This window comes from Frankia sp. AiPa1, assembly GCF_023243075.1.
GTDB lineage: Bacteria > Actinomycetota > Actinomycetes > Frankiales > Frankiaceae > Frankia.
Genome location: NZ_JALKFZ020000141.1, coordinates 70,822 through 92,068, shown reverse-complemented (window position 1 = coordinate 92,068; position 21,247 = coordinate 70,822). Strand labels below are relative to the sequence as shown.

General features: G+C 73.8%; 14 protein-coding genes. 7 read left to right on the top strand and 7 right to left on the bottom strand.

Features of this window, described 5'->3' with window-relative positions; genetic code table 11:
* Genes MXD95_RS15505 through MXD95_RS15495 form a run of 3 tightly spaced genes read left to right on the top strand, consistent with a single transcriptional unit; the run spans position 1 to position 2,800 of the window.
* Positions 1–462, top strand: a complete 462-nt coding sequence (locus MXD95_RS15505) for a lasso peptide biosynthesis PqqD family chaperone (protein ID WP_250641334.1) — start codon at positions 1–3, stop codon at positions 460–462.
* Entirely contained in the window at positions 459–938 is a 480-nt protein-coding gene (locus MXD95_RS15500; protein ID WP_250641333.1) for a lasso peptide biosynthesis B2 protein, read from the top strand. The genes MXD95_RS15505 and MXD95_RS15500 overlap by 4 nt, the downstream gene beginning before the upstream one ends.
* Positions 938–2,800, top strand: coding sequence for an ABC transporter ATP-binding protein (locus MXD95_RS15495; protein WP_250641332.1), 1,863 nt, complete (start codon positions 938–940; stop codon positions 2,798–2,800). Before MXD95_RS15500 ends, MXD95_RS15495 begins: the two co-directional genes overlap by 1 nt.
* Before the next feature lie 4 nt (positions 2,801–2,804).
* Here MXD95_RS15495 and MXD95_RS15490 read toward each other — a convergent pair whose 3' ends face one another.
* The gene (locus MXD95_RS15490; protein ID WP_250641331.1) at positions 2,805–4,355 is read right to left on the bottom strand and encodes an acyl-CoA synthetase; all 1,551 of its coding nucleotides are present in this window, start codon (positions 4,353–4,355) and stop codon (positions 2,805–2,807) included.
* Between the two features lie 71 nt (positions 4,356–4,426).
* On the opposite strand from MXD95_RS15490, the gene cbiE reads away from it, so the two are divergent.
* On the top strand, positions 4,427–5,926 hold the full coding sequence (gene cbiE, locus MXD95_RS15485; RefSeq protein ID WP_250641330.1) for a precorrin-6y C5,15-methyltransferase (decarboxylating) subunit CbiE: 1,500 nt from the start codon (positions 4,427–4,429) through the stop codon (positions 5,924–5,926).
* Between the two features lie 79 nt (positions 5,927–6,005).
* Here the strand turns inward: cbiE and MXD95_RS15480 are convergent, their stop codons facing one another.
* A complete protein-coding gene (locus MXD95_RS15480; protein ID WP_250641329.1) occupies positions 6,006–6,821 on the bottom strand; it encodes a FadR/GntR family transcriptional regulator in 816 nt (271 codons plus the stop codon).
* A 398-nt stretch (positions 6,822–7,219) separates the two neighbouring features.
* On the opposite strand from MXD95_RS15480, the gene MXD95_RS15475 reads away from it, so the two are divergent.
* Positions 7,220–7,987, top strand: coding sequence for a hypothetical protein (locus tag MXD95_RS15475; protein WP_250641328.1), 768 nt, complete (start codon positions 7,220–7,222; stop codon positions 7,985–7,987).
* 7 nt (positions 7,988–7,994) lie between these two features.
* Here MXD95_RS15475 and MXD95_RS15470 read toward each other — a convergent pair whose 3' ends face one another.
* Positions 7,995–9,827 carry a 5-oxoprolinase subunit B/C family protein gene (locus tag MXD95_RS15470; protein WP_250641327.1) on the bottom strand — a complete coding sequence of 611 codons (1,833 nt, stop codon included), beginning with the start codon at positions 9,825–9,827 and terminating at the stop codon, positions 7,995–7,997.
* A complete protein-coding gene (locus MXD95_RS15465; protein WP_250641326.1) occupies positions 9,731–10,519 on the bottom strand; it encodes a LamB/YcsF family protein in 789 nt (262 codons plus the stop codon). The genes MXD95_RS15470 and MXD95_RS15465 overlap by 97 nt, the downstream gene beginning before the upstream one ends.
* Before the next feature lie 446 nt (positions 10,520–10,965).
* Here MXD95_RS15465 and MXD95_RS15460 point away from each other — a divergent pair, with 446 nt between their 5' ends.
* Positions 10,966–11,871 carry a DsbA family protein gene (locus tag MXD95_RS15460; protein WP_250641325.1) on the top strand — a complete coding sequence of 302 codons (906 nt, stop codon included), beginning with the start codon at positions 10,966–10,968 and terminating at the stop codon, positions 11,869–11,871.
* An 82-nt stretch (positions 11,872–11,953) separates the two neighbouring features.
* Here the strand turns inward: MXD95_RS15460 and nhaA are convergent, their stop codons facing one another.
* The 3 genes from nhaA to MXD95_RS15445 all read right to left on the bottom strand — a co-directional run bounded on the left by nhaA (position 11,954) and on the right by MXD95_RS15445 (position 16,585).
* A complete protein-coding gene (nhaA, locus tag MXD95_RS15455) occupies positions 11,954–13,345 on the bottom strand; it encodes a Na+/H+ antiporter NhaA (RefSeq protein WP_250641324.1) in 1,392 nt (463 codons plus the stop codon).
* Positions 13,342–14,277, bottom strand: a complete 936-nt coding sequence (locus MXD95_RS15450; RefSeq protein WP_250641323.1) for a prephenate dehydratase — start codon at positions 14,275–14,277, stop codon at positions 13,342–13,344. The genes nhaA and MXD95_RS15450 overlap by 4 nt, the downstream gene beginning before the upstream one ends.
* Before the next feature lie 169 nt (positions 14,278–14,446).
* Positions 14,447–16,585: an acetate--CoA ligase family protein gene (locus MXD95_RS15445; RefSeq protein ID WP_250641322.1), complete on the bottom strand. Its 2,139-nt coding sequence runs from the start codon at positions 16,583–16,585 to the stop codon at positions 14,447–14,449.
* Between the two features lie 427 nt (positions 16,586–17,012).
* Between MXD95_RS15445 and MXD95_RS15440 the strand changes: the two genes are divergently transcribed.
* Positions 17,013–21,218, top strand: coding sequence for a TM0106 family RecB-like putative nuclease (locus tag MXD95_RS15440; protein WP_250641321.1), 4,206 nt, complete (start codon positions 17,013–17,015; stop codon positions 21,216–21,218).
* Positions 21,219–21,247: the final 29 nt, after the last annotated feature.

Sequence of the window (21,247 nt, the reverse complement as noted above, 5' to 3'; positions counted from 1 at the left end):
ATGGTGACGCTTCGATCCGACGTCGTGCGGGCGCCGACCGAGTACGGCGCGGTGCTGCTGCACACCGACAACGGGCAGTACTGGACGCTCAACCCCTCCGGCGACCTCGTCCTGCGGGTGATGCTGGCCGGCGGTGACGTGACGGCGGCGACCCGACAGCTGTGCGCCACCGGTGCCGTCGACCCGGAAACCGCCCGCCGTGACGTGGAGGGCCTGCTCGCGCAGCTCCGCGACGTGGGCCTGATCGATCCGACCGGCGACGCGTCCGGCGCCCGGCCGCCGGACGTTGCCCCAGGGCCGGGCCACCGACCTGGCCGGGGGGCACGCCATCGACCCGTCGGGTCACCACGGGGTGCGACGGGCCGGCCGGCACGGGATGCCTCCCACCGGTCGTGGCCCCGGCCCGGCCCGCAGGAGGAGACGAGGACGGGGCTGCGGTCGAAGCTGAGGCGGCGTCGATGAGTACACCGATGGCCATCGAGGCGCCGGAGATCAGCCTGGGCCTGGGACGGCGGTTCTGTGCGTGCCTGGCTGTCGGCGCGGCGCGGCTGCTCGCCACCCAGCAGCCCGCCCGCATCCGTCACGTGCTGGCTCGTCTGGCCCGTGGTGCCCGACCCGCGGACTTCGACCATGCCCTGTCCGCTCGGCAGGCGGTGATGGCAGTGAGCCTGACCTGCCGGGGAGCCCGCGGCTGCGTGCCCCGTTCGATCGCCACGATGCTGCTGTGCCGGCCGTCCGGCGCTGTGCCGACCTGGTGTGTGGGCGTGCGCGCCCTCGCGCCGTTCGCCGCGCATGCCTGGGTCGAGGCCGACGGGGTGATGGTCGGCGAGTCGGTGCCGCCCGGCTACCTGCGCACGTTGCTGCGCGTCACCGCCGGCGGTGATGACGGCCTGGGCGCGGACGGCTCCGCGGACGATGCCGCGGTCGGAGCTGCCTGATGCGCCGCGGACTGGGGGAGCTCTGGACGCTCCTGCGCGGGCATCGCCGTCCAGTGGCCATCGCCACCGGGTTGACCATCGTCGGCACCGGCATCGGCGTGTTGCAGCCGCTGTTGGTGATGCGGGTGATCGACGACGCGCAGGCGGGCGGGATCCCGCTGTGGATCGTCGGGGCGCTGCTCGGACTGTTCGTCGGGCAGGCGCTGGTCGACACGGTCGGGCACTACCTGCTGGAACGCTCCGGCCAGTCTGTTCTGCTGGGGTTGCGGCAGCGTCTGATCGGCCATGTGCTGCGGTTGCGGATCGCGGTGCTCGACACCCGGCGGATGGGGGATCTGATCTCCCGGGCGAACACCGACACGACCGTGGTGCGGGAGGCTGTCGCCTACAGCTTCACCGCGCTCGTCACCAGCCTGATCGGGGTGGTCGGCGCGATCGCCCTGATGATCTGGCTCAACCCGCTGCTGTTCCTGCTCGTTCTCGCGGTGGTTCTGGTCGCCGGGACCGTCGTGCTCGGCGCCCTGTCGCGGATCCGGTCGGTCTCCGAGCGGGGGCAGGCAAGCGTCGGTGCGATGACCGCCGATCTGGAACGCGCCCTGACTGCCATTCGCACCGTCCGGGCGAACCGGGCCGAGGCCCGCGAGGCCGAGCGGATCGGCACGCACGCGAAGTCCGCCTACCGGGCCGGCCTGCGGATGGCCACCCTCGACTCGATCATCGCGCCGGCGATGCAGCTCGCGGTGCAGGGCAGTGTGCTCGTAGTCCTGCTGGTCGGCGGTGTGCTGGTGGCCCAGGGCCAGGCGACGCTGGGTAGCCTGGTCGCCTTCCTGCTCTATGCCACGTACCTGGTCATGCCGCTGGGCCAGCTGGTCGAGTCCGCCGCGACGATCCAGCGGGGCCTGGGTGCCCTCGGCCGGGTGAACGCGGTCTTCACTCTGCCGCGGGAGACCGACACTCTGCCGCGGGAGACCGACGACGTCCAGGACGCACCTGGTCGGGTTCGGGCTGTCTCTGGTCGCGAAGGTGCCCCTCCGGATGAGCCAGCGCTGGAGCTGCGCGACGTGTGGTTCGCCTATGGCACGCAGCCGGTGCTGCGCGGGGTGTCGTTCCAGGTTCCACGCAGCGGGCAGGTGGCGCTGGTCGGGCCGTCGGGTGCCGGCAAGTCGACGATCCTGGAACTCGTCGAACGGTTCTACGAGCCAGACGGCGGCCAGCTGCTCGTCGACGGGCAGGACGTCCGGTCGATCTCGCGGCATCGCGCCCGGGGCGCGGTGAACCTCGTCGAGCAGGGCACCCCGGTGTTGCACGGAACCCTGTGGGACAACATCGTCTACGCCGTCCCGGACGCCGTCGAGGCCGACGTCGAGGAGGTCGTCACCGCCGCGGGGCTGCGTGACCTGGTCGACCGATTGCCCGACGGCCTGTACACCCCCGTGGGTGATCACGGTGTGCTGCTCTCCGGCGGGGAGCGCCAGCGGGTGGCGATCGCCCGGGCGCTGCTGCCGTGCCCCGCCGTGCTGCTGCTGGACGAGCCGACCTCGCAGCTCGACGCGGTGAACGAGCGGGCCCTGACCCGGGTGATGCGCCGGATCGCGGCCGAACGGGCCCTGCTGGTCATCGCCCACCGGATCTCCACCATCCGGGCTGCCGACCACATTATCGTTCTCGACGCCGGCCAGGTCCGGGCCCAGGGCACCCATGACGAGCTGATGGCGACCAGCGCGTTCTACCGCCGCCTCGCCGCACCGAGCCCTACCGCACCCGGACCTACCGTGGCCGGCTCTGCCCGGCCCGGTTCCGCACCGTCCAGCCCGGTCACATCCGGGTGGCCCGGTCCCGCCACGGCGTCGGGCCCGGGCTGAGCGCTCACTCGGTGGAGGGTGGTTTCAGGGCCGCCTTGCGGATCTTGCCGATCGCGTTGCGGGGGAGCTCCGCGACGAAGTAGATCTCTCGCGGCCGCTTGTGGACGGACAACTCCCGTGCGACGTAGTCGACCAGCTCGGCGCGGCTCCTGTCGGCGATTCCAGAATCCACTGTCCCAGCGTCAGCGCCGGCGCTGGCAGCACCGCCGGCTGCCTGAGATCCGCCGGGCGCGAGGTCCGGGGCGACGACGAAGGCGGCGATGCGCTGGCCGAGGTCCTCGTCGGGCAGGCCGATCACGGCCGCCTCCCGTACGGCCGGATGGGCGAGCAGCGCGGCCTCGACCTCACCGGCACCGATCCGGTAGCCACCGGACTTGATCAGATCGGTGGAGCGCCGCCCGACGATCCGGTGGTTCCCGTCCGCGTCGATCACCGCGGCATCCCCGGTGCGGAACCAGCCGTCGGCCGTGAACGACGCGGCGGTGGCCTCGGGCCGGCCCAGGTAGCCGGTGAACAGGGTCGGGCTCTGGACCTGCAGTTCGCCGATGGTCTCACCGTCGGGCGGCAGCGTCTGCCCGGACTCGTCGTCGACCAGCCTGGTGCGCACGCCCGGCAGAGCGGGACCGACCCATCCCGCGCGGCGCTCGCCCTGCACCCGGGCGCTCGTCGTGATCAGCGTCTCGGTCATGCCGTACCGCTCGACGGGCGGTGCGCCGGTGAGTTCCCGCATCCGGCTGATCACCGGCACCGGCAGTGGCGCGCTGCCCGAGACGAGCAGCCGGGCGCCGCGCAGCGCCCGCGCGCTCGTCGGGTCGTCACAGATCCGCGACCACACGGTCGGCACGCCGAAGTACAGGCTGCCGCCCGCCGCCGCGTACGCCGTCGGCGTCGGGCGAACGGTGTGGATGAGCCGGCTGCCGACCCGCAGCGCCCCGAGCACGCCGAGTACCAGGCCATGCACGTGAAAGATCGGCAGTCCGTGCACAAGCGTGTCGTCCGGTGTCCAGGCCCACGCCTCCGCGAGCACCTCGAGATCGGTGGCGATGGCCGCCGCCGGCACGACCACTCCCTTGGGCGCGCCCGTCGTCCCCGAGGTGTAGAGGATCAGGGCCGACGGCGTGTCACCTCCAGCCGGCGTCGCGGTGGGTACGGATGCTGGTCGTGGCGCGGATGATGCCGTGGGTGCCTGCCCCGTCGCGGCGTCGGCATGGGCGCGCGGGTCCACGGGGATCACCGGGATCGGAAGATCATCCCAGGGTGGGCTTCCCAGCAGCAGGCTGGCTCCGCTGTCCCGCAGGATGTGCGCGCGTTCCCGTGGCCCCGAGTCCGGCGGCACGGGAACCGCCGGCACCTCGGCCAGCAGGCAGCCGAGGATCGCGACGATCGTGGTGGCCGAGGCGTCCGCGTACACGGCGGCGGCCTGCGCTCCGGCGACGCGGCGTGCGACGGCGTGGGCTGCGCCGAACAGCTCCGTCCGCGACAGCACGACGTCGCCGACCTGGACCGATGGGGCATCATGATCGATGTCGAGTGGGGGGAAGAGGCTCAGGCTCACCAAGGCATCCTCTCGGAAGTCCGCCGCCGTGGCCCACGTTCGGCCAGGCGGCCCGACTACGCTGGCTGGCTGTGTCGCATCTGGAGGATCCGCGCGTCCCGGTCACGGTCGTCGGCATCGGGGCCGAGGGGTGGGCCGGACTGTCGCCTGCCGCGCGCGCGGCGGTGCGCGCGGCCTCGGTCATCTTCGGTTCCCGTCGCCAGCTTGCCGAGCTGCCCGGCCCCGGCGACGGCCCCGGGCCCGGCGATGACGAGGCACCGGGCAGCGAGGGCTCCGGGGATGGCGCGGAGTCCGGTAGCCGCCTCGCGCCTGGCGTTCGGCGGGTGGAATGGCCCTCGCCGTTACTGGCGGCGTTGCCGCGTCTGCTGGCTGAACACGGCGTTTCCCTGGCAGAGGAGGGCGGGCCGACCGCGGCGGACGGGAACGCGGGTGGTGTGGCGGCGGGTGGTGTGGCGGCGGATGGTGTGGCCGCGGATGGGGTGGGCGATGCGGGTGTGGACGGCGGGGGCGGCTCGGGTGGTGGGGTGTGCGTGTTGGCGAGCGGGGACCCGATGTTCTACGGCATCGGGGTGACGCTGGTGCGTCTGCTGGGGGCGCGGCGGGTGCGGGTGGTGCCGCATCCGTCGTCGGTGAGCCTGGCGTGCGCGCGCCTGGGCTGGGCGGTGCAGGACGTCGACGTCGTCAGCGCGGTGGGCCGGCCTCTGGACCGGGTCCGGCTCCTGCTGGCTCCGGGGCGACGGCTGCTGGTGCTCAGCGCGGATCGGTCGACACCGGGCGCCCTCGCGTCGCTGCTGGTCGACAGCGGGTACGGCGCCAGCCCGATGACTGTTCTGTCCCGGCTCGGGGCGTCGGACGAGACGCGTCAGGCGGCGGACGCGCGACGGTGGTCGGCCGCTGCGGCGGACCTCGCGGACGTGGCGGATCTCAACATCGTCGCCGTCCGGGCGCGGCCCGAGGCGGACGTCGCGTACCGACCGCGAACCCCGGGGTTGCCGGATGACGCGTTCGAGCATGACGGTCAGATCACCAAGCGGGAGATCCGGGCGCTGACGCTGGCGCGTCTGGCCCCGGCACCCGGTGAGCTGCTGTGGGATGTGGGGGCGGGCAGCGGAAGTGTCGCGATCGAATGGCTGCGCGCCCACGAGTCCGCCCGGGCCGTCGCGCTCGAACCTCGGGCCGACCGGGCGGAGCGCATCCGTCGCAACGCGGCCCGCCTCGGCGTGCCACACCTGCGGGTGGTGCAGGGACGCGCCCCGCAGGACCTGCGCGGCCTGCCCGTTCCGGACGCGATTTTCGTCGGTGGGGGCGTGAGCGTGCCCGGTGTGCTCGACGCCTGCTGGGCGGCCCTGCACGGCGAGGGCCGGGCGCGGGAACGGGGGCGACTCGTCGTCAATGCGGTGACGCTGGAGTCCGAGGCGGTTCTCGCCGGGTGGTACGCCCGGGGTGGGGGAGATCTGGTCCGTCTGGCGGTGAGCCGCGCGTCCGCGGTCGGGGGATTCACCGGCTGGCGACCGGCGATGCCGGTGACCCAGTGGACGGTGTGGCCCGCCCACGCTCGCCGCGCCGACTGACGGGGTCCCGGTCCCGGGCCCCACTCGTCCCGAGACCGTACTGGGTAGGGGTGGGGGTAAAGGCCGGAGAGGGCGGGGATCAGCCGAGGAGGTCCAGCACGCAGGTGTCCGCGGGGCCACCGGCCATGGCGTGGCCGGGCGCGGCGAGATGCCGGCTCCAGTGCTCGGCTGCGGCGGTGGCGTCACCTGCCTCGATGAGATCGATGAGCCGGGCGTGCGTCGCCCGGGTGGCGTCGGCGTCCGAGCCGAGGACGAGCGAACGAGTCTGCTGCGCGCCGGCGGCGTCGACCAGGTGGTGCAGCATGTCCGTGACCAGGGCCAGGGACCGATTGCCCGTGAGCTGGACCATCGTGAGATGGAAGGTCGTCTGGGCGGCGGCCAGAGCACCGACGTCGTCTCCGGCCGCGTCGCCCTGGGCGAGGCAGCGGCGCAGCTCGGCCGCATCCGCCGGGTTGCGACGCTCGGCGAGCCGCGCGGCGCAGGGCGGCTCGAGGAGAGCGCTGGCCTGGTGGATGTCGCCCAGCGTGGCGCCCCGGTGCTCGAGGACGAGGCCGGCGTAACGGGCCGCGACGGCCGGGCTCGGGGTGTGCACCCGTGCGCCGCCGTGCGCGCCGCGGCGTACGGAGATCAGCGCCTCCGCTTCGAGGACCCGGAACGCCTCCCGCAGCGTCGGTCGGGACACGCCGAACTGGGCCATGAGCGTCGGCTCGGGCGGCAGGGCGTCGCCTTCGGCCAGCTCTCCACGGATGATGCGGCGGCGGAGCTGGCCCGCCACGAGCTCCGCCGTCTTCGGCACGCGGACCTGCCGGCCCACCGGCGAGGACCCCACCGGCAGCGGTAGCGCCGGCAGGGCGAAGGACGGCAGTGCAGTGGATGTCGCAGCACTGGAGGACACGGCAGTGGATGACGTGGCGCCCGATGGCGTACCTGGGCGAGGTGCCGCGGAAGCAGCTGGCCGAGCCATGAGCGGTCCTCCTGCGACAACGCGCGGCGATCATCGAGCGAAGATCGCCAGATCGGTGGACTCTGTGGGCTACTTATGTTAACAGACGGATTTCGCCCAGATTGACCCATGTGGCTCCGGTGGTGCGGCCTGGAGCGCGGCAATGCCGTGACGAATACGCCCGCGCCGTGACCTGGGCGTTCGTCGCCCCCTGTCGGCCTGTCAGCACCCGACCAGGAGGTTTGTCGCGGCCGAACGGGGCACGTCTCTCCCATCGCAGGACAGTGCGCGCCGGCCACGGGGCGGGCGCGGGTCGGGGGACGCCGTCCCAGAGGCGGAGGGAGCGGGTCATGGCAGCACCGGTCGCCGACACGGACATCCGAGGCCTGGGTGCCTGGCGGATCCCGCGTACCCGCGGGGTGCTCAGTGGACTGCTGCTGATGCTCCTCGGGGTGTGGGGCGCGCTGATCCCCTTCATTGGGCCCGCTTTCGACTTCGCTTTCACCTCCGACAGTTCCTGGACGTGGAGTGCGGCGCGATTCTGGCTGGAGGTGCTGCCGGGCATCGCGGCGTTCGTCGGTGGTCTGGTGTTGGTGCTGAGCGCCAACCGCGCCACGGCGACGCTCGGCGCGTGGCTCGCGATCGCGGCCGGAGCCTGGTTCATCTTCGGTCCGACCCTGGCCGGCCCGTGGCATCTGGGCGCAACGGGAGCCCCACGCGGCGGCTCGGCGCGCCAGAGCCTCGAGTGGCTGAGCTTCTTCTACGGCCTCGGCGCTGTGATCATCTTTTTGGGCGCGACCGCCTGGGGGCGGCTGAGCGTGCGCGGTGTCCGGGACGTGGCCGCCGCTCGCCGCCACCGCGAACTGCGCAAGCTGCGCGACGGACGCGGCGATCCGCGCCGGGCCGGCCCGGTGGACTACGGCACTGCTGGCCACGGGGCGCAGGGATATGGGGCTCAGGACTATGAGGCTCAGGTCTACCCGAGCGACCGGCCCGCCGCGGCGGCGCCCGGGACGGCACCCGATGCCGGTGCCGCACCGCCGGCTGACGGTGCGGCACCGCCGGCTGAGCACACAGGTGTCTTCGGGCGTCACCGCCGCCATCGCGCGTCGCACTGACACCGGCTCAGGGCTGATACCGGCTCAGGCGCACGCGCTGGCCGGGGCGGCACTGGGCGGCGACGGCCAGGTCGTCCGGGGTGAGGACACCCACGACCGGGTAGCCGCCGGTGACCGGATGGTCGGCGAGGAAGATCACTGGCTGGCCGTCCGGTGGGATCTGGATGCCGCCAGCGACCATTCCCTCGGACGGTAGCTCGCCCATGATGCGTCGGCGCAGGGCGGCCCCGCGCAGCCGCATGCCGATGCGGTCGCTGTCCGCGCTGACCTCGTAGTCGGCGGTCCACAGCGTGGCGAGGGCGTCCGGGGGGAACCAGTCGTCGCGCGGGCCGGGAATTACCCGGAGCACTGGCCGGGCGGCAAAGCGGGCCTGCGGGGCGAGGTCGACCACCGGTGGCCTGGCATGCGGACGGCCGATCGGGAGCACGTCACCGGCCGTGAGCGGTGCCGGCCCGAGCTCGGCGAGAGTGTCCCGCGAGCGTGAGCCGAGCACCGACGGCACCTCCACCCCGCCACGCACGGCCAGGTAGGTACGCAGACCCTGTCCCGCAACGGCCGGTCCGTCCTGGCCCAGGGCCTGCGGGCCGCTCGGGAAGCCGACGCGCAGCCGTGCGCCGGCCGGGACCTCGACGGGGCTGTTCATACCGATCGAGCGGCCGGCGAGTTCCAGCGGGCAGGGCGCACCGGTGACGGCGATCAACCCGGGCGCGTCGAACTCGGCGACCAGCCCGCCATAGGTGAGTTCGAGGCCGGCCGCCGACTCCCGGTTGCCGACCAGCCGATTGGCCAGGCGCAGGCTGCGCCGGTCGAGCGCGCCCGCGCCGGTGATGCCCAGGTGAGCCCATCCCGGCCGGCCCAGGTCCTGGACGGTGGCGAACGGCCCGGGCGAGACGATCTCCAGTCGTGACCGCCCTGGCTGTGACCGTCCCGAGGACGTGCCGCTGGGCACGGAGGCCGCGAGGTGTTCCGCGCGACCCTCGTGCTCCCTTGTTTCGATTCCGGCAGTGCTGGCGCCTGCGGGGGTGCGTGCGTCCACCGCGGCGAAGCGGACGGGGGTGCCGGGGGCGAGTAGCGCCGGCGGGTCCCGGCCGAGGTCGAACACGGGGAGGGCGGTGCGTCCGATCAGGTGCCAGCCGCCCGGCGAGGCTCGCGGGTAGACACCGGTGAACTGGTCGGCGAGGGCGACCGAGCCGAGGGGGACGCGGGTACGTGGCGAGTCCCGGCGAGGCAGCCGCAGCGCGGGGTCGAGGCCTGAGATGTAGGCGAACCCGGGCGCGAATCCGCAGAACGCCACCTGATGCGGGCCGCGGACATGCCGCTCGACGACCTGCGCGGGAGTCAGCCCGATGCGGCGCGCGACCTCGGCGAGATCCGGTCCGTCGTAGCGGACGGGGACGGTGACCGAAGGTAGGCCGGCTGACTTGTCCGGGCCGGCTGACCCGTGCGGGTCGGATGCCGCCTCTGAGCCGCCATCGACGCCGCCATTGCCATTGACATCGGCGAACCGTGGGTCGGCGAGATGACGGCGTAGCGTCGAGGGATCGGTGCGGGCCGGGTCGAAGCGGACCAGGACGGTGCGCGCGGCGGGGACGAGTGCGACGACTCCCGGTGGAGTCGAGCGGCGCAGCCGGGCATACAGGCGGCCCGCCGCATCCAGGTCGGCGACCTCGACGAGCAGCGCCTCGGCGCCGCAGGTCAGGATCCGTGGCCCGCCCGCGGCTGGGAGATGCGCGCCTGGCTGGCTCAGCAGAACGGCAGCACCTGAACCCCGGCGTCCGCCAGCGCCGTCCGCAGCCGCCGGATCAGGTCGACGGCGCCTGGGGTGTCGCCGTGCACGCACACCGACCGGGCCGGCACCCGCACCGGCGTGCCGAGCATGGAGTCGAGCACCCCGGTGGCCATCAGCCGCAGCGTCCGGCTGATCACCACCTCGGGGTCGTGCAGGACGGCGCCGGGTTCGCGCCGGGACACGAGGGTGCCGGCATCGGTGTAGGCGCGGTCCGCGAACGCCTCGCCGACGGGGATCAGCCCCGCCGCCCTGGCCTGGCGCAGCACCGCCGACCCGGGAAGCCCGAGCACCGGCAGGGCCGGGTCGTACCGGCGAACCGCCTCGACAACCGCCGCGGCCTGCGCCTCGTCGGCCACGACCCGGTTGTACAGCGCGCCGTGCGGTTTGACGTAGCGCACCCGGTCGCCGGCATTGTGAGCGAACGCGTCGAGCGCCCCGATCTGGTAGGTGAGGTCGTCGCGCAGCTCGTCCGGGTCCATGTCGATGGCGCGGCGCCCGAACCCGGCCAGGTCGCGGTAGCTGACCTGCGCGCCGATGCGCACCCCGCGCTCCACGGCCCGCTCGCAGACCCGCCGCATCGTCGAGGGATCCCCGGCATGGAACCCGCAGGCCACGTTCGCGCTGGTCACCAACCCCAGCAGCGCGTCATCCTCGGTCAGCCGCCACACCCCGAACCCCTCACCGAGATCAGCGTTGAGATCCCATGAGGGCTGTCCCTCGGCGACGGAGTCCACAGTGGCCACGCAACCGATTCTTCCTCACCCTGGGCGCGCCGGGCAGGCTGTGGCGATGGCGTTGCTGTAGGCGGACGGATCGCGGCGCGTCCGAGCGGACTCTCCTGCTGCGCCGCGATGGCATGACCAGCTAGTAGCCCGTCCTGATCAGTCATGATCCCGAGATCATTGGCGCGCGAGCGTGGGTCAGAACGATCGGTGCCACCCCTGGGTTGCGCACACACCTGTAGGGCGGCTCGGCGGCCTCCGTCGTCGGCGTCGCCCAGGTGCCAGCCGCGGCCCCGGCCCCACGCGGTGGGCTCGAGACCTGCTCTGATGACGGCCGAGTTGCCGCCCGGTGTGCATGGCCAGTGCCGCTGATGTCCCCTTGGTTCCTGGTCTGGTGTGGCGGCGTGTCCGGGTGTAGCCAGCATGGCGGCCGTCCTCGCTGGACCGCCTCGGCGGGCTTCGGCCGGATGCACCTGGACGGGGGCGGCATAATCGAGGATGTGGAGCCGGACGGCGTCGAGCAGACGGGTGCCACCGAGGTCGGCGTCGCGGCGGGAGATGATCATGTCGCGGCGAACGGCAATGGCGCCATGTGTCGTGTCCCGTCCCTCGGCGCTGAGTACCGCGGTGCCGGGTACAACGGCGTCGCGTTGAGTGACGCGGCCGTGCGCGGCGCCGGGAACGGGTCGGTGGACGCGAGCGGGTCGGTGGACGAGCAGACAGCGGATGGTCGGGTGGTCGTGGTCGGCAGTATCGCCGCGGCCATCGCGGGCGGCGAGGTGATCGGGCCGGCCCGGCCCACGGCGGTTGGCCCGCCGACGGCGCTCGTGGTCGATACCTCGCCCGAGCGGCACGTCTACGGGCCGGCCGACGCGCGGATCGTCGTGGTGGAGTACGGCGACTTCGAGTGCCCGTACTGCGCGCGCACGGCGCCGGTGCTGCGCGAGCTGGTCGACACCTCCGATGGGCAGGTGCGGCTGGTCTTCCGGCACTTCCCGGTGTACGACATCCATCCGTTCGCGCTCACGGCGGCCCTCGCCGCGGAGGCGGCTGGCGCGCGGGGCCGGTTCTGGGAGATGCACGACCGGCTGTTCGCCAGCCAGGACCGGCTCGCCGACAAGTTCCTGCGGTACTACGCGGGGGCCCTGGGCCTCGACGGTGAGCTGGTCGTCGGCGACGCGGCGCAGCCCTTTGGCGACGCCGTCGAGGCCGACTATGCCGGGGCGATCGAGCAGGGCGTGCGCGGAACGCCGAGCCTGTTCGTCGACGGCACGCCGTATCGGGGGCGTCTGGAGATCGCGCCCTTGCGCAAGGCGGTGTCCCTTTCCCAACGTCAGGGCCCACGGGGGAGAGGACGACGGCGCGAGCGGTGACGACGGGCCTATGCCGCCGGCTGTCATTCCGCCGGCTGTCATTTCGTCGGCGTCGTATCGTCGGCCGTCATTTCGTCGGCCGTCATTTCGCCGGCACAGGTGCGCGCCAGGGGCGCGGGGGCAGGCGGGGGACCGGCTCGTCGGTCAGCGGCGAGCACAGCGGCATGCGCTCGCCGAACACTCGCAGGATGACGGTGCCGAGGATGGCGGCGGCGAACGACCCGACCAGGATGCCGATCTTCGCCTGGTCGCGCAGGCTGTCGTCGGTGAACGCGAGCTCGGTGATGAACAGCGAGATCGTGAAGCCGATCCCGGCGAGCGTCGCCGCACCGATCAGATGGCCGTAGCGGACCTGCCCGGGCAGCTGGCCAAGGCCTGTGCGCATCGCCCCCAGACTCGCGAAGGTGATCCCGATCGCGTTGCCGGCGATCAGGCCGATCCCGACCCCGTAGGTGACAGCCGAGGTCGACGCCGCCCGCAGCGTCGCGCCGTCCAGATGCACCCCGGCGTTGGCCAGGCCGAACAGGGGGACGACCACGAAGGCGCTGAACGGGTGCAACACCCGTTGCAGCCGCTCGTTCGCCGAGACCGTGGCCTTCGCCGCGACGACCGCGAGCGCGGCCCGGGTGGCATTCGACTCCTCGGCGAGCGCCCGCACGTACACCGGGACCTGCGCCGCCTGCTCCCGCCGCGGCGGGACGGCCGGGATGAGCAACCCCGTGATCACCCCGGCCAGCGTCGCGTGCACCCCGGAGGCGTGGATCGCCCCCCAGAGCACGACGGCGACGAGAGCGTACGGCAACAGCCGCCATACCCTCATCCAGCGTAGCGCCAGCATGACGAGCACCAGGCCGGCGGCGAGCGCGAGGGCGCCGAAGCGGACGTGGTCGGTGTAGAAGACCCCGACCACGGTGATCGCGCCGATGTCGTCGACGATGGCGAGGGTCAGCAGGAACAGCCGCAGCCGGTCGGGGCAGGCCGGCCCGAACAGCGCGAGGATGCCGATGACGAAAGCCGTGTCGGTGGACATCGGGATGCCCCAGCCGTGTCCCGCCGCCCCGGACGGAGTGAGCAGCAGGTAGACGAGGGCGGGCAGGGCCAGCCCGCCGATGGCGCCGAGCGCGGGGACGGCGGCGATGCGCCGGTCGCGCAGCTCACCCGCGGTGAACTCACGGCTGATCTCCAGCCCGACGACGGTGAAGAACAGTGCCATCGCCCCGTCGTTGACCCAGTGGTGCAGGCTCAGGGTGAGATCGGCGTCACCGAGGCGCAGCTGCGCGGTCGTCGCCCACAGCGAGTCATAGCCGTGCGACCAGGGAGAGTTCGCCCAGGCCAGGGCGGTGACCGCGGCGACCAGGAGCAGCACCGCCCCGCCGGCCTCGGTGGCGAGGAACTCCCGCATGGAGGGCGCGACCTGCGGCAGCCGGATGCGCAGCGCGGGCCCGGGCCGGGGCGGCGCGGCCGGCGCCGTCACCGGGCGGAATGGTTCGTGGCGGAATGGTTCGTGGTGGCACGGGCAACGGTGGTCGTCTGGTTCGCGGCGGCGGGCTCGAGGGCGGACAGACGTTCCCGCTCGCGGTAGCGGCTGGCCCGGTAGACGCCGAGGATGCGGTGGTCGGCATAGAACGACAGCTCCTCGAAGGCCGTCGCCACCGCCGGGTCCTCCGGGCTGCCCTCGACGTCGGCGAGGAACTGGGTGGCGACGAAGCGCCCGCCCACCATGTAGCTCTCCAGCTTCGTCATGTTGACGCCGCTGGTGGCGAACCCGCCGAGCGCCTTGTAGAGCGCGGCCGGCCGGTTGTGCACCTTGAACACGAACGTCGTGACCAGCGGGCCGATCCCGGCGGCCGCGCGCAGGTTCTCGGTGGACAGGATGAGGAACCGGGTGGTGTTGTGCGCCTCGTCCTCAAGATCGGCGCGCAGGACCTCGAGCCCGTACGCCTCCGCGGCGAGCCGGGAGGCGATCGCGGCCCGGCTCGGGTCACCGGCCTCGGCGATCTCCCGGGCGGCACCGGCGGTGTCGGCGGCGGCCACCGCGACCAGGCCGAGCGCGCGCAGGCCCAGCCGGCACTGGGCGAGCGCCTGCGGATGGCTGTGCACCGTCTTGACGTCGTCCAGAGTGGCGCCGGCGAGACCGAGCAACTGGTGGCTGACCGGCAGGAAGTACTCCCCGATGATGTGCACAGCGGGGCGTAGCAGCAGCAGGTGGATGTCGGCGACCCGGCCGGCGGTGGAGTTCTCCACCGGGATCATCGCGAGATCCACCGTCCCGTCCTCGAGCGCGGAGAAGCACTCGTCGAAGGTCGGGTAGGGGACCGCGTCGAAGTCGGGGTACACGTCCCGGCAGGCGATGTGCGAGTTGGCGCCCCGCTCGCCCTGGAACGCGATCCGCTGGCGTGCCGTCATGATGACGAACGTACCGGGCTGGCTGACGGCCGTGGGTCGTCGCTGGGCCGTCACCGCCGTGACACGGCGGCGCCGCTCCCCGCGCTCTCCGGAAACGGGCGCTTGAGATCTTCCCGTCAAGGCCGGCCGCGAGCGTGCGGCACAGGCCGTCGGCGCGCCGCTGAGTCTGCTAGTCCGGGTTTCCCAGTCGGATGCCGGCGTGCAGGAGCACCACGCCGCGGCGGCCGACGAGCACCGGATCGAGCAGGATCTCGGCGATCGCCGGCACCTCCTCGGCCAGGCGGGCCACGCGGTGCAGCAGGTCGGCGAGGGCGCTGGTGTCGGCGGCGGGGGCGCCGGAGCCGCCGAGCAGCAGCACGCTGCCGCGGACGGTGGCGATGAGATCGGTCGCGTCCCGGTCGGTCAGCGGCAGGATGCGGGCGACGGGGTCGGCGAGCAGGTCCCCGACGGCGCCGCCCAGACGCAGCGAGACCAGCGGTCCGACGGCGGGATCCTGGTGCATCCGCACGACCGTGGACACCCCGCCCGGTGCCATCGGCTGGACGAGCATGTCGCCGGGGCCCACCGCGGCGCGCACCGTCTGCCAGGCGGCGGCGAGCTCGCTCGCGTCACCCACGCCGAGCTGGACGGCACCGACGTCGAGCCGGCTGCGGAACCGTTCGTCGGCGATCTTGAGCGCGACGGGCCAGCCGAGGTCGTGCGCGGCGGCCAGAGCGGCGTCGCGCGTGGCCACCCGGGCGCTTGGCCACGCGCGCAGGCCGACATCGGCGAGCAGGGCATGCGCCACCGGCTCCGCCAACCAGTCGCCGACGTGGCTGACCGGGCGGGCACCCGCGGCGGCTGGCCCGGAACCGGTAGCTCCTTCCTGGCCGGTGGCGATGTGGCCGGTGGCGGCATGGTCGGTGGCGGCATGGTCGGCGAGCGCGCGGGCGTGCTCGGCGTCGATGTCGGTGAGCTCCGGCACCCGGCCCTGCTCCCGGGCCCGCCAGGCGGCGTGATCGGCGGCGCGGGACAGCGCGAGCGCCGCGGACTCCGGCGAGGAGTAGGACGGCACCGAACCCCGGCCGGGGGAGCCCTCGTCGTCGGGGACGGCGAGGGCCGCCGGCATCCCGTCGTGCCCCAGGTAGGAGGCGAGCACCGGCAGTCCGTGTTCGAGGGCGACCGCGCGCACGGCGGCGCCGAGCCGGTCGACCTGGGCGTGCGGGGTGACCAGGGCGAGCAGGGCGTCGACCTCACCGCTGCCCACCACCCGGCGTAGCGCCGCGTCGAAGCGTTCGGGGTCGGCTAGCGGGCCGAGGTCGACGGGGTTGCCGGTGTCGCCGTGGCCGACGATCTCGGCGAGGGCCGCGCGGGTCGGGCTCGACAGCCGCGGCACCCGCAGACCGTAGCTGTGGCAGGCGTCGGTGGCGAGGGCCGCGAGTGCGCTGGACGTCCCCACCACGCCGACCCGGCGCCCGGCCGGCAGTGGCTGGTGGGCCAGTAGCGCCGCGGTGTCGAAGAGCTGGTTGAGGGTGTCGACCCGGATCACCCCCGCACCGGTGAACAGCGCGTCGGCGGCACCGTCGGTGAGATCCCGGCCGCTTTTGAGCGCCACCACCGGTGTCGTCCGGCCAAGGCGACGGGCGATCCTGGCGAAGCGCCGCGGATTTCCGAAACTCTGCAGATGCACCAGGACGACCTCGGTCCGCGGATCGTCCTGCCAGTATTCGAGCAGGTCGTTGGTCGACACGTCGGAGCGATCGCCGGTGGAGACGAAGGTCGAGAACCCGATCGCGCGGCGCGCCGCGTCGGTGAGGAACGTTCCCGCCAGCGCCCCGGACTGGGTCAGCACCCCGACTCGCCCGACCGGCGGGGAACCCACGGCGAAGGTCGCGTGCAGCCGGGAGGTGGGCGCGGTGTTGATGACTCCCATCGCGTTCGGGCCGAGCAGGCGAATGCCGCCGTCCCGGGCGATCTGGACGACCTCGGCGAGGCGCGCGAGCCCCGCCGGCCCCGCGTCGGCGAAACCGGACGAAACGACGATCACCGAGCGCACACCGCGGGCCACGCAGGTCCGCAGCACGGCCGCGACTCCCGGCGCCGGCACCGCGAGGACGGCGAGGTCCACGGGGGCGGGCACGTCTGCGAGATCCCGGTAGGCGTAGACGGACGCCACGTGGCTGGCTGCCGGGTTGACCGGGTAGACCGTCCCGGTGAAGCCACTCGCCAGCAGCCGGCGGAACACCTCGTGACCGACCGTGCCCGGCTCGCGGCTCGCCCCGACGACGGCGACGACCCGTGGATGCAGCAGTCGGTCGATGCCGCGCACGCCGCGCCCTCCCTGATCCCGGTACGCATCGTAGTACCGGACCGCGGATAGTCGTACCGGACGACGGTGTATCGGACGAATGGTGTTGTACTGGACAACCGCTGCGCGGTGCGCGACTCTTCGGACGCGTGCGGTAGTAGCCGAGATGGTGGTGTGGCCGGAACCACAAATTTTTCCGTCGGCCGAAAAAGGGGCTTTCCAGGCCAGGAACACCCGATAGAGGTGGCCCAATGGGATGACCTGCCGCCAGGCCCTCCCGGCCCACCAGGACTGGCCCGAAAGTGCCAAGGTGCCGGCGCCGGCACAGCGGCGGGACTTATAGCGGACCAGACGACGCGGCGGCCGCGGACCTCCACGCCGATGGCCGGACAGGGCGGTGTCAGGCTCTAGCCCGGGCCGCGCCGGACGGCCGGACGGGATGGTGCGGGTGTACAGGCTCGACGGGCGGTGGGTCATCTCCGCGAGCGACCTCGTGGACGTCGTCGAATGCGGGCACCGCGCGGTGCTCGCCCATGCGCTGGCGGACGGGCGGGCGGCGGCCGCCGTCGAACTGGCGCCCCCGGGGGGCGACGGCAGCCCGATCGGCGGTGTGCACCCGGGCGCTGGGGCGTCCCCGGACGGCGGTGTGCCGCAGGACGGTGGGCCGTCCCCGGATGGCGGGGTCCCATCGGAGGGCGGGGTCCCTTCGGACGGTCAGGGTGACCCGCGTGGCGGCCTTCCGAGGCTGCGGCTGAGCCCGCCTGACCGCACCGCGGTGCACCACGGCGAGGCGCACGAGCGGCGCTGGCTCGCGCATCTGCGCCGCACGTTCGGCGCGGACGGCGTCGTGGAGATCCCGCGCCCGGCGCCCACGGCGGACGGCCTGGCCGCCGCGGTGGCACGCACCCGCGAGGCGCTCGCCCGCGGCGTCCCGGTGGTCTACCAGGGGGTGTTGTTCGAGGCTGGCCCGGGCGCCGGCCGTCCCGCCTTTCTCGGCCGCCCCGACTTCCTCCTCGCCGCACACCTGGATCCGTATACCGGCGCGGCGCTCGGCCCGGCGCGACCCGGCCACTACGAGCCGGTCGACGCGAAGCTCACCCGGCAGGCCCGGCCCGCCGCCGTCCTGCAGCTGGCCGCCTACGCCGTCGCGCTGCCGTCGGTCGGCGTGCCCGTCCCGGCTCTGATGCACCTGGTGCACCCCGCGCCGACGGACCTGTCGGCTGGGGGCACGTCGGCTGGGGCCACCTCGGCCGCAGTGGTGCGGTCGTTCCGCGTGGACGACTTCGCGTCGCTCGTCGCGCACACACGAGGCCGGCTCGAGGCCCGTCTGGCCCGTCCGGCGCGGCTGCCCACGCCGACCTGGGCCGAGCCCCGCGCCCAGTGCGCGACCTGCGCCTTCGCCGAGCACTGCGGCTCGCAGCGCGCGCAGGCCCGGGACCTGTCCCTGGTCGCGGGCCTGCGCGGGCAGCAGCGGGACGCGCTGCGCGGCGCCGGCATCACCACCGTCGAGGAGCTCGCCGCGGCGGCGGACGAGCGCCGCCCGGCGGAGATCTCCGCCACCGCGTTCGCCGGCCTGCGGCTACAGGCCGAGCTGCAGGCCGCCCAGGATGCGTCGCGCAGTACGGACGACCCGCTCGGGACGGTGAGCGTGCGGATGGTGGACGCGTCCGGCCTCGCGATGATGCCGGCACCGGATCCGGGCGACATCTACTTCGACATGGAAGGTGATCCGTACGCGTTGGAGGCCTCCGGCCTGGAGTACCTCTTCGGAGCGGTGATCCTCACCCATCCCCCGAACAGGCCGCGCGACGCGGACGGCCCGAGCGGGGTGGCCCGCCCGGACGGGATGGCGGTGCCCAACGGGGCGGTGCGGGAGCCCCATCAGGCGGCGGGCGGGGAGGTGGCCGTGCCGGGGGAGGAGGCGGGTCTGCCCGGTGAGCAGTTCCACGCCTTCTGGGCCCACGACCGGGCCGGGGAGCGACGGGCGTTCGAGGAGTTCGTCGACTGGACGACGGCGCGACTGCGCGACCATCCACGCGCCCACATCTACCACTACGCGCCCTACGAACCGAACGCGCTGCGCCGCCTCGCCGCCCGTCACGGCACCCGGGAACGTGAGGTGGACGACCTGCTGCGCGGGCACCGGCTGGTCGACCTGCACGCGGTGGTCCGGCGCAGCCTGCGGGTCTCCCAGCCGTCCTACTCGATCAAGTATCTGGAGCCGTTGTTCTACCCGGGCGCGCGGACGGCGGCGGTCACCACCGCGGCGGACAGCATCGTGGCCTACGAGACCGTCCTCGAACATCGGGCCGCGGGCGAGACGGCACAGGCCGACCGGCTGCTCGCCGAGATCGCCGCCTACAACCGGGTCGACTGCGTCTCCACCCATCGCCTGCACCGCTGGCTGCTCGGCCTGCGCGGCGAGGCCGGCGTCTCGGCCTTCGTCCCGGACCCGAGCGCCGAGCTCGGCGACGCCGTCGGCCCGGACGGTCCCGGCAGCGCCGCGGCCGGCGGGGCGCTGCCGGGACAGAGCGCACTCGACGGTGACCCCGATGCCGACGGCGACGCGGTAGTGCAGGCCCTGGTCACAGGCCTGCCGGCGGATCCCGCGACCTGGTCGGACGACGAGCGGGCCCGGGCCCTGCTGGCCGCTGCCATCGGCTACCACCGGCGGGAGAACAAGCCGGCGTGGTGGACCTACTTCGCCGCGCTGCGGGCCGACCGGGAGACACTCGAGTCCGCCGACGACTGCGCGGTGCCGATCGGCTGGCAGGTGGCGCAGGACTGGGACGAGCCGTCCGGGCGGCGCCGAAACACCCGCCGGGAGCTGCGCGCCCGGGTCGACCCACGCCGACCGCATCCCTTCGAACGCGGCGAGTCGGTGCGCCTGCTCTACCCGGGCCCGCCCGGCGCCCCGGGCACGACCACCGACGCCACCGTCGACCAGGCCGATGCGGACAGCCTGGTCCTGACCGAGAGCACCCCACCCGAGCGGACCACCCGAGCCCTGCCGCTGGCGGTGCTGCCCGGCGAGCCGGTGTCGCCGAAGCCGAAGCCGGCGGCGGTTCGCCTCCTCGCCGAACGGACGGCCGCCGCCTTGCCCGCGCTGCCCCTCGACGCGGGCATCGACCTGCTGCGCCGCCTCCCGCCCCGGCGCCGGGCAGGCGCGGCGCCGGGCCTGCCGGACCCGGCCGAACACGGCGACGACCAGGTGGCGGCGGTGCTCGCCGCGGTCAGCACCCTGGACGGTTCTTACCTCGCCGTCCAGGGGCCGCCCGGTGCCGGCAAGACATACCTGGCCGGCCGGCTCATCCGGCATCTGGTCGACGGTGGCGCCTCGGTGGGGATCTGCTCGACCAGCCACAAGGCGATCGAGAACGCGATGCTCGCCGCCCTGGGCGAGCGGCGGCTGCCCGCGGCGAAGAAGGCGCGCCGCTCCCGCCCGCGTGCGAGCGGTCCCGCGACGTCAGACCGGGCGGCGCCGCGGGACACGCCGCCCTGGGACACCCCGCGGGACCTGAAGGCGCTGGCCGCCTGGCGCCGCGAGCACCCTCACGGGCACCTGGTCGGTGACACGGCCTGGGCGTTCGCCAACCCGGCGCTCGCGGCCGAACCGTTCGACGTGCTCATCATCGACGAGGCCGGCCAGTTCGCCCTGGCGGACACGCTCGCGGTGGCCGGCGCCGCCCGCAACCTGGTACTGCTCGGTGACCCGCAGCAGCTTCCGCAGGTGGTCGCGGGCATCCATCCGGACGGTGCCGACGCCTCCGCACTGACCCATCTGCTGGGTGTGGGCACCCAGGCCGGCGACGGTGCGCTGGCCCGGTCCGATCAGCTGGCGCGGTCCGACCAGCTGGCCCGGTCCGATCAGTTGGCGCGGCCCGGTGCCGGCGAGGTCATCCCGCCGGCGTACGGCTACTTCCTCGACCGGACCCGCCGGCTGCATCCCGCGGTCTGCGCGCCGGTGTCGGCGCTGGCCTACGGCGGCCGGCTGCAGGCCCACCCGGTGGCCGCCGGACGCTCGGTGGCGGGGGTCGAGCCGGGGCTGCACCTGCTCGACGTCGCGCACGAGGGAGCCAGCACCCGCAGCGATGCCGAGGTCGACGCGGTCTGTGCGCTCCTGGCCGACCTGGTGGGCCGCACCTTCGTCGACGGCGAGCACAGCCGGCCGTTGGGCGTGGCGGACATGCTGGTCGTGGCCCCGTACAACCGGCAGGTCCGGGCGATCGAGCGGGCCCTGCACGCCGCCGGGCTGGTCGGCGTGCGGGTCGGCACGGTCGACCGGTTCCAGGGCCAGGAGGCGGCGGTCGTGATCACCTCCCTCACGACGTCCAGTGCGGCGCAGGCGCCGCGCGGGCTGGACTTCCTGCTCTCCCGTAACCGGCTCAACGTGGCACTCTCCCGGGCCCAGGTGGTCGCGATCCTGGTGATGTCCCCGGCTCTGCTGGACAGCGCCCCGCGCAGCATCGCCGAACTCCGCCTGCTCGCCGGGCTTGCCCGACTGCGCGCGATGGCGACGGTCCGCGAAGCCCCGCCCGCGCCGCCACCCGTGCCGCCACCTGTGCCGCCACCCGTGCCGCCGCCCGCCCCGGCTCAGCCCCGGTCCGAGCCCTCGGTCGACTCCCAGGTCGGGTCCGTGACGCCCACCCGGTGATCGAAAATCGGGCCCGTGGGATCCGTTAC